The organism is uncultured Frigoribacterium sp. (genome assembly GCF_963515265.1).
In the GTDB taxonomy this organism is placed as follows: Bacteria; Actinomycetota; Actinomycetes; order Actinomycetales; family Microbacteriaceae; genus Frigoribacterium.
In genome coordinates this window covers 1-8,752 of record NZ_CAUPYL010000101.1, presented here as the reverse complement: position 1 = coordinate 8,752, position 8,752 = coordinate 1, and the positions used below count along the sequence as shown (strand labels likewise).

The window sequence follows — 8,752 nt, the reverse complement described above, 5'->3', positions numbered from 1 at the left end:
CGACCGTGCCGTCCCGGCCGGGGCCCGGCTCCGGACCCACCCTCGAGAGCTCGTGCAGCTCGCGGGGCACGACCCCGCGGCCGCGCTCGACGCCCTGTGGCGGCTCGGCGTGCGCAGCGTGCTCGTCGAGGGCGGCCCGACCGTCGCCAGCGCCTTCGTCCGCGCCGGCCTCGTCGACGATTACCTCGTCTACCTCGCCCCGACGCTGATCGGCGGCGCACGCACCGCGCTCGACGACCTCGGCGTCGGCACGATCGACGATCAGCGACGCCTCCGCGTCGCCGACGTCACCCTGCTCGGCACCGACCTGCTGGTCGTGGCCCGCGACGACACCCGGAGCACCCCATGACCGACGCCCACTCCCCCGACTCCCCCCGCGTCTCCCACGTGACGTTCGAGGTCGAGACCACCGTCCCCACCTCGCACGGCACGTTCCGGATGCGTGCGTACACCGACGTCGAGACGGGCGCCGACCACATCGCGATCGTCGCCTCCGGGCCCGACGGCGCCGCCCCCTCCGACGGGGCGCTCGTGCGGGTCCACTCCGAGTGCCTGACCGGCGAGGCCTTCGGCTCGCTCAAGTGCGAGTGCGGCCCCCAGCTCGACGCCGCCCTCGACACCATCCGCGACCACGGCGGGGTCGTCGTCTACCTGCGCGGCCACGAGGGCCGAGGCATCGGGCTCATCAACAAGCTGCGCGCCTACCGGCTGCAGGAGGACGGCCTCGACACCCTCGACGCCAACCTGGCGCTCGGCCTGCCCGCCGACTCCCGCCAGTACGGCGCCGCGGCCGACATGCTGCGCGACCTCGGCGTGACGTCGGTCCGGCTCCTCAGCAACAACCCCGAGAAGCGCCGTCAGCTCGTGCAGCACGGCATCGAGGTGCTCGAGTCCGTGCCCCTCGTCGTCGGCGTGGGGGCCTTCAACGAGGGCTACCTCGACACCAAGCGAGACCGCATGGGCCACGAGCTGCCCGAGGAGCTGCACGGCGACGCCTGACCCGTCACCGGTCCCAGCGGAGGCGCAGGTGGCTCGGGACGGGACGAAGTACCGTGGTCGAGGCGATCTGCCGCGACCTTCCCCGAGAGGCACCATGAGCTCCGACACGAGCCGCTCCGACCCGAGCACTCGATCCGCGTCGTCCCCCGCACCCGCTCGACGAGGACGGTCAGGTCGGACGGGCCGCCGAGAGGCGGACGGGCCCCGCGCGACGTTCCGTCAGCTGCTGCCGTACCTCTTCGAGCACAAGAAGGTGATGGTGGTCATCATCGTGCTCAGCGTGCTGGGCGCCGCCGCCTCGCTCGGCCAGCCCCTCCTCGTCAGCCAGGTCATCACGCTCGTGCAGCAGGGCGAGACGCTCGGCCGGCTCGTCTGGGCGCTCGTCGCCCTGGTCGTCGTCGCCGGCCTGCTGAGCGGGTTCCAGCACTACCTGCTGCAGCGCACCGGCGAGGGCGTCGTGCTCTCGAGCCGCCGCAGGCTCGTGGCGAGCCTGCTGCACCTGCCGGTCAGCGAGTTCGACCGTCGACGCACGGGCGACCTCGTGTCGCGCGTCGGCAGCGACACGACCCTGCTGCGCGCCGTGCTGACCCAGGGCCTCGTCGAGGCGATCGGCGGCTCCCTGACCTTCGTCGGCGCCCTGGTCGGCATGTTCCTGATCGACCCCGTCCTGCTCGGCCTCACCGTGCTCGTGGTCGCCGTCTCGGTGACGGTCGTCGTGTTGCTCTCGGGCCGCATCCGCGTCGCCAGCCGGCGCGCACAGGAGAAGGTCGGCGACCTGACCGCCGCCGTCGAGCGGTCGATCAGCTCGGTGCGGACGATCCGCGCGAGCGGCGCCACCGAACGGGAGATCACCGGCGTCCAGGCCGACGCCGAGGGCGCCTACCGGCGGGGCCTCGAGGTCGCGCGCATCTCGGCGCTCGTCGTGCCCATCGCCTCCGTCGCGCTGCAGGCGTCGTTCCTCGTCGTGCTGGGCGTCGGCGGCTTCCGCGTCGCGAACGGCACGATCGACATCGCCTCGCTCGTGTCGTTCATCCTGTTCCTCTTCCTGATGATCATGCCGCTCGGCCAGGCCATGGGGGCCGTCCTCAGCGTCAACCAGGCGCTCGGGGCGCTCGGCCGCATCCAGGAGATCCTCGACCTGCCGCGCGAGACGGAGGGCGACGGCGTCGTCGCCGCGGGCCTCGGCGGCGACGCCAGGGTCGAGACCGACGCCGCGATCCGCTTCGACGACGTGCACTTCCGCTACCCCGACTCGCCCCCGGCCGTCGACGGCACGCCAGCCGCCAAGGAGGCGCGCGCGGCCTCGGACGACGACCTCACCGTGCTCCGCGGCGTCTCGTTCTCGGCTCCCGTGGGCAAGCGCACCGCCCTGGTCGGCCCGTCCGGAGCCGGCAAGAGCACCATCCTCGCCCTCATCGAGCGCTTCTACGACCCCACCTCCGGCGTCGTCCGTCTCGGCGGCGTGGACGTCCGCGCGCTCGACCGCGTCGACCTGCGCGCGCAGATCGGCTACGTCGAGCAGGACGCTGCGGTCCTGGCGGGCACCCTGCGCGACAACCTCACCCTCGGCTCGCCCGAGGCCACCGACGACGACTGCCGCCGGGTGCTCGAGGCGGTCAACCTCACCGCCGTGCTCGAGCGCGGCGAGCTCGGCCTCGACGCCCAGGTCGGCGAGGACGGCGTGCTGCTCTCGGGCGGCGAGCGCCAGCGTCTCGCGATCGCACGCACGCTGCTCTCGGCTCCCCCGCTGCTGCTGCTCGACGAGTCGACGTCGAGCCTCGACGGGCTCAACGAGCAGCGCCTCCGTGAGGCCATCGACGCCGTCGCCGAGGGTCGCACCCTGATCGTGATCGCGCACCGGCTCTCGACGGTCGTGGACAGCGACCAGATCGTCGTCGTTGACGACGGACGGGTCGTCGGCGTCGGCACGCACTCCGAGCTGGTCGAGAGCACGCCGCTCTACAAGGACCTCGCGAAGCACCAGCTGCTCGTCTGATCCCCTCCTGCGGGGCCGCGGGGTCGCGGGGTCGCGGGGTCGCGGCACCGTGGGCCCGCCGGGAGGCCGGGTCGCCTAGCCTGGCCCGATGAGCGACGACGCCCGCGAGCCCGAGGTCCTGTTCCACGTCGACCGGGGCGTGGGCGTCGTCATGCTGAACCGGCCCGGCAAGATCAACGCGGTGACCGAGGGCATGCTCGGCCTGATCGAGCGCGCCCTCGACGCCTGGCAGGACGACGACGAGGTCGAGGCCCTGCTGCTGCGCGGAGCCGGCCCCCGGGGCTTCTGTGCCGGCGGCGACATCACCGCGATCCGCCGCGACGCGACGGCGGACCCTGCCCGCAGCGTGGCGATGTGGCGTCGGGAGTACCGGGGCGCGCTGCGGCTGGGCCGCTGGGACCGTCCGGTCGTCTCGTACCTCGACGGCATCGCCATGGGCGCCGGCGTCGGGCTCGGCGGGCACGTGTCCCTGCGGGTCGTGACGCCGCGCAGCCGGGTCGGCATGCCCGAGACCCTGATCGGCCTGACGCCCGACGCGGGCGGCAGCTACCTGCTCTCGAGGGCGCCCGGCGAGCTGGGCACCCACCTGGCGCTGACCGGCGCCGCGATGACCGCCTCCGACGCCCTGCTCACGGGCTTCGCCGACGTCCTCGTCGCCGAGGAGGGCGAGGCCGGCGGCGACCTCGTGCTGGACGCGCTCGCGACGGGCGGCCCCGACGCCGTCCGGGCCCTCGCGGTCGAGCCTCCCCCGGCGCCGCTCGCCGCCGAGCGCAGCTGGATCGACGACGCCTACGAGGGCGATGACGCGGTCCGCGTGCTCGCTCGACTGCGCGGGCTCGCGCGGGACGGGGTCGACGCGGCCGGCAGGGCAGCGGACGACCTCGAGGCCGCCTCCCCCACCTCCGTCGTGCTCACGCTGGCCGCCCAGCGCCGGGCGCGCAGCCTGCCCGACCTCGAGGCCGTGCTCGGCCAGGAGCTCGGGCTCGTCACCGCCCTGGCCGACTCGCCCGACCTCGTCGAGGGGATCCGCGCACGGGTGGTCGACAAGGACAGGTCGCCGCGCTGGTCGCCCGCCAGCCTGGCCGAGGTCGACGCCGCCGCCGTGATCGAGGGCATCGACTGGGACACTCGGATCTGACCCGCCACGGACCGGTGTCAGGCCACCCCGGCCGACTCCCGTGCCGCCTCGATGACCTCGAGCGCCGCGAGGGCGTCGCGCGGGTCGACGGGCACGGGCCCGGCCCCGTGGAGCGCGCGGGCGAGCTGCTCGTAGAACAGCGGGTACCGGCCCCGGTCGGTCGGCTCGGGCCGGGCTTCGGTGCCGATCCCGACGAGGCCGTGTCGCTCGTCGGGGACGCGGCCGTACCCGGGGTCGCGGGGCGACGTGCCCGACGCCAGCTGCGCCTCCTGCGGGTCGAGCCCGTCGACGACGTAGGCACCGGCCGTGCCGAGGAGGCGGAGGCGCGGGGCGGGCTGGGCTGCGACGTGGCTCATCCAGAGCCGCGACCGGACGCCGCTCTCGTGCCGGAGGGACACGAACACGTCGTCGTCCGCGGCTCCCGACGGGCGTCGCCGCGCGATCTCCGCGTGCACGTCGGCCACGGGGCCGAAGAGGTGCAGCGCCTGGTCGACGAGGTGCGGGCCGAGGTCGAACAGGACGCCGCCGCCCTCGGCAGCCGTCGCCTCCGACTTCCAGCCCGCCCGGTTCGCGGTCTTCCACGGCTCGAAGCGCGACTCGAAGGTGTGGACCTCGCCGAGCGCGCCGTCCCTCACCAGGCGCGAGGCCGTGAGGTAGTCGCCGTCCCAGCGACGGTTCTGGTACACCGTCAGCGTCCGTCCGAGCGACTCGGCGAGCTCGATCAGCTGACGAGCCGAGGAGGCGGTGGTCGCGACGGGCTTGTCGACGACGACCGCGGACCCGGCGCGCAGTGCGTCCGCGGCCACGTCGGCGTGCGTCGCGTTCGGCGTCGCGACGACCACCAGGTCGAGGCCGAGCGCGTCGAGGTCGCCCACGCGCGGGACGATCTCGACCCCGGGGTGCGAGGTCCTGGCCTGGTCGGCGCGGTCCGCGTCGCGCGTGACCACGGCGACGAGGTCGTACGAGTCGTCGGCGGCCACGAGGGGCGCGTGGAACACCCGGCCGGCGAGGCCGTAGCCGACGATGCCGACCCGGAGGCGGGGCTGGTTCGGCTCCGGGGCTCGCCCGGACTGCTGCGAGGCCGGGGCGCTCATGCGGCGAAGGGGTCGGGGGTCATCAGGTACACCGTCTCGAGGTACTCCTGGATGCCCTCCAGGCCGCCCTCGCGTCCGAGGCCGGACGCCTTGACGCCTCCGAACGGCGCCGAGGCGTTCGACACGACGCCGACGTTGAGGCCGAGCATCCCGGTCTCGAGCGTCTCGGCCAGGCGCTGCCCGCGGGCGAGGTCACGGGTGAACGCGTAGGCCACGAGGCCGAACTCGGTGTCGTTCGCCAGCCGCACCGCCTCCTCCTCGTCGGCGAAGGTCGAGACGGCCAGCACGGGGCCGAAGATCTCCGTCGTGAGGAGCTCGCTGCCCGGCCGCACCCCGTCGAGGACGGTCGCCTCGTAGAACGTGCCCGTGCCGTCGACGCGCGCGCCGCCCGTCCGCACGACGGCGCCGCGCGCGACCGCGTCGTCGACGAGGCGCTCGGCCTTCTCGACCGCTCGGTCGTCGATCAGCGGGCCGACGTCGACCCCGTCGTCGGTGCCGCGGCCGAGCGTCATCCCCTCGACGCGCTCGGTCACCCGGCGGACGAACTCGTCCGCGACCGCCTCGTGCACGAGGAACCGGTTGGCCGCGGTACAGGCCTGCCCGACGTTGCGGAACTTGGCCAGCAGGGCACCCTCGACGGCCGAGTCGAGGTCCGCGTCGTCGAAGACGAGGAACGGCGCGTTGCCGCCGAGCTCCATCGACGTGCGGAGCACGCGCTCGGACGCCTGGGCGAGCAGGGTCGAGCCGACCGGCGTCGACCCCGTGAAGCTGAGCTTGCGGAGGCGCGGGTCGCGGATGAGGGGCTCGCAGACGTCGCCGGCCGAGGTCGTCGTCACCACGTTCACCACGCCGCGGGGCACCCCGGCCTCGGCGAGGATGCCGACGAGGGCGAGCGTCGTGAGCGGCGTGAGGTCGGCGGGCTTCACGACCACGGTGCAGCCGGCCGCGAGGGCGGGCGCGATCTTGCGCGTCGCCATCGCGAGGGGGAAGTTCCAGGGGGTGATCAGCAGGCACGGGCCGACGGGGCGCTTCAGCACGACGGTCCGGCCGGTCCCCTCCGGGTTCGTGCCGTAGCGGCCCGAGATGCGCACCGCCTCCTCGCTGGCCCAGCGGACGAACTCCGAGCCGTAGGCGACCTCGCCGCGCGACTCGGCGAGCGGCTTGCCCATCTCGAGCGTCATGAGCAGCGCGAGGTCGTCGGCGCGCTCGCGGAGCAGGTCGAACGCCCGCCGCAGGATGTCGGAGCGGGTGCGGGGCGGCGTCGCCGCCCATGCCGCCTGCGCGGCGACGGCGGCGTCGAGGGCGCGGAGCCCGTCGGAGGCGTCGCCGTCGGCGACCGTTGCGATCACGTCGCCGGTGGACGGGTCGCGCACGTCGAAGGTGCGGCCCGCTGTCGCCGGAGCCCACGTCCCGTCGACGTGGAGGCCGGCAGGCACGGCGGCGAGGACTCGAGCCTCGTCGGCGGCGCTCACGAACGCACCGTCTCGACGCCGGCTGCGCGCAGTTCGTCGAGGGTGGCGGCGCTCGGCCCCTCGGCGACACCGGCGACGAGGTCGGTGAGGACCCTCACGCGGAGCCCGGCCCGCGCCGCGTCGAGCGCGGAGGCGCGGACGCAGTGGTCGGTGGCCAGGCCCACGACGTCGACCTCGGTGACGCCGTGTCGGGCGACGAGGTCGGCGAGCGGCTCGCCCTGCTCGGTGGCGGCCTCGAAGATCGAGTAGGCCGGGCTGCCCGTCCCCTTCCGCACGTGCTCGTCGACGAGCGAGACGTCGAGGTCGGGGTGGTACTCGGCGCCCGCGCTGCCCCGGACGCAGTGCGGCGGCCAGGTGTCGACGAAGTCCGGCTCGGCGGCGAAGTGGCCGCCGTTGTCGCCCTGGTCGTCGTGCCAGTCGCGGCTGGCGACGACGACGTCCCACCGGGCCCGGTCACCGCGGAGGCGCTCCGTGACCCGGGCGGCGACGCCTGCGCCCCCGGCGACGGCGAGGGCGCCTCCCTCGGTGAAGTCGTTCTGGACGTCGATGACGAAGAGCGCGGTGGTCATGCTCCCATCCTCCCTCTGTGGCCTGGTGCTGTGCTGGTGCTGGTGCTGGTGCTGTGCTGGTGCTGGTGCTGTGCCGGCGCCCGGCCGTCCCGGTCAGCTGTTCGCGAGCGAGTTCCCGCAGCGCCACACCGACGCTGTGAGGGTGTCGAGGGCGCTGCGGGCGTTGTCCTTCACCGGGCCGATCGCGTAGAAGGCGAAGGTCAGGGGAGTCCCGTCGGCCGAGTCGATCGAGCCGGCGAGCGTGTACGCGGTGTCGATCCAGCCGGTCTTGGCGTGCACCGCGCCGCGGGCGTCGGCGTTCGAGCCCGTGAAACGGGAGGCGAGTGTGCCGGTGCGGCCCGAGATCGGCAGGGCGTCGTAGACCGTGCCCAGGCCGTGGGCGCGGTCGCGCACCTGGATCATCAGCCGCGCCACGAAGGTCGACGGCACGGCGTTGTTCTCGCTCAGCCCCGAGCCGTCGACGATCGTGATCGTCGACGCGTCGAGACCGTAGGTGCCGCCGAGCGCGGACCGGTACAGGGCCGTCAGGGAGGCGGCCGACCCGTCCGCCCCGGACACCCTCGACGAGGCCCGTGCGAGCATCTCGGCCAGCGTGTTGTCCGAGTTCGGCAGCATCTGGCCGATCAGCGTCGACACGGGTTGCGACTGCACGGACCCCAGCACCGTGGCGCTGCTCGCCGTGCCCTGGGAGATCGACGCCGACGCCGCCCCCGGGACGCCCGCCGCGACGAGCGCGGACCGGAAGGCCTCGCCGGCCCGGCCGACCGGGTCGGTGCTGCGCGGGCTCGTGACCGCGGAGGGGTCGGCCCGGTCGCCGTCGACCATCAGCGCGGTGACCTCGCTGTGGTAGCCGATCGTCTGCTCGGTGCGCTTCCACGACGGGTCCCACTTGTCGGCCTGGCTCCACCAGGTGGCGTCGAGCGTGATCTGCGAGACCGGCTGGCCGCCGAGCGAGGCGGCGACCTGCCCTGCCAGGTCGCTGAGCGTCGGGGCGCCGGAGTACACGCTGCGGCCCGTCGCGCTGAGGGTCGGGTCGCCGCCGCCCACGAGGGCGATCGTCCCGCTGCCCGGGTCGCCCGTGACCGTGGTCGTGAGACGGTGGTCGCCGCCCAGGACCGCGAGCGCCACGGCGCTCGTCAGGGTCTTGAGCACGCTGCCGGTCCGGGCCGGGGTCGACCCGCTCCGGTCGAAGAGGACCTCGCCCGTCGCCGCGTTGACGACCGACCCCTCGAACTGGGCGAGGCGAGGATCGGACGCGGCGGCGGCGACCGAGCAGGTGCGCAGCTTCGTGGCCTGCGGCACGACCGCGGGCGCGACGCGCTGGGGGTCGGGCGCCGCGGTGGGGTCGGGTGTGACGGTGACGACCTCGGCCGGTTCGGCACCGCCGTCGCCATCCGCTCCGGACAGGGCACTCGACGCGACGGGAACGTCGGGAGCGGTCGCGGCGCCGGCGGCGACCGCACCGCCGCCGAGCAGGGCGAACG

Annotated in this window: 7 protein-coding genes and 1 pseudogene; 4 read left to right on the top strand and 4 right to left on the bottom strand. The window is 74.5% G+C overall.

Annotated features, from left to right (window positions below):
* The 4 genes and pseudogenes from RWM17_RS09300 to RWM17_RS09285 all read left to right on the top strand — a co-directional run.
* A partial coding sequence (locus RWM17_RS09300; protein ID WP_314103000.1) for a dihydrofolate reductase family protein occupies positions 1–349 on the top strand: 349 nt, incomplete at its 5' end.
* 23 nt (positions 350–372) lie between these two features.
* Positions 373–999, top strand: a pseudogene (ribA, locus tag RWM17_RS09295) (GTP cyclohydrolase II); the annotation flags it as partial.
* Positions 1,000–1,093: 94 nt separating this feature from the next.
* A complete protein-coding gene (locus RWM17_RS09290) occupies positions 1,094–2,995 on the top strand; it encodes an ABC transporter ATP-binding protein (protein WP_314102997.1) in 1,902 nt (633 codons plus the stop codon).
* 88 nt (positions 2,996–3,083) lie between these two features.
* Entirely contained in the window at positions 3,084–4,133 is a 1,050-nt protein-coding gene (locus tag RWM17_RS09285) for an enoyl-CoA hydratase/isomerase family protein (protein WP_314102994.1), read from the top strand.
* Between the two features lie 17 nt (positions 4,134–4,150).
* On the opposite strand, the gene RWM17_RS09280 is transcribed toward RWM17_RS09285, so the two are convergent.
* From RWM17_RS09280 to dacB, 4 genes are all read right to left on the bottom strand, one after another.
* A complete protein-coding gene (locus RWM17_RS09280) occupies positions 4,151–5,227 on the bottom strand; it encodes a Gfo/Idh/MocA family oxidoreductase (RefSeq protein ID WP_314102992.1) in 1,077 nt (358 codons plus the stop codon).
* Positions 5,224–6,699: an NAD-dependent succinate-semialdehyde dehydrogenase gene (locus tag RWM17_RS09275; RefSeq protein ID WP_314102991.1), complete on the bottom strand. Its 1,476-nt coding sequence runs from the start codon at positions 6,697–6,699 to the stop codon at positions 5,224–5,226. The genes RWM17_RS09280 and RWM17_RS09275 overlap by 4 nt, the downstream gene beginning before the upstream one ends.
* Entirely contained in the window at positions 6,696–7,268 is a 573-nt protein-coding gene (locus tag RWM17_RS09270; protein WP_314102989.1) for an isochorismatase family protein, read from the bottom strand. Before RWM17_RS09270 ends, RWM17_RS09275 begins: the two co-directional genes overlap by 4 nt.
* A gap of 93 nt (positions 7,269–7,361) precedes the next feature.
* Positions 7,362–8,752: D-alanyl-D-alanine carboxypeptidase/D-alanyl-D-alanine-endopeptidase (gene dacB, locus RWM17_RS09265; RefSeq protein ID WP_314102987.1), on the bottom strand; the 1,391-nt coding region annotated here is incomplete at its 5' end.

Bases quoted from the DNA above. Each gene is read 5' to 3' on its own strand.
- RWM17_RS09290 (WP_314102997.1), top strand. From the start codon at position 1,094: ATGAGCTCCGACACGAGCCGCTCCGACCCGAGCACTCGATCCGCGTCG.
- RWM17_RS09285 (WP_314102994.1), top strand. From the start codon at position 3,084: ATGAGCGACGACGCCCGCGAGCCCGAGGTCCTGTTCCACGTCGACCGG.
- RWM17_RS09280 (WP_314102992.1), bottom strand. From the start codon at position 5,227: ATGAGCGCCCCGGCCTCGCAGCAGTCCGGGCGAGCCCCGGAGCCGAAC.
- RWM17_RS09270 (WP_314102989.1), bottom strand. From the start codon at position 7,268: ATGACCACCGCGCTCTTCGTCATCGACGTCCAGAACGACTTCACCGAG.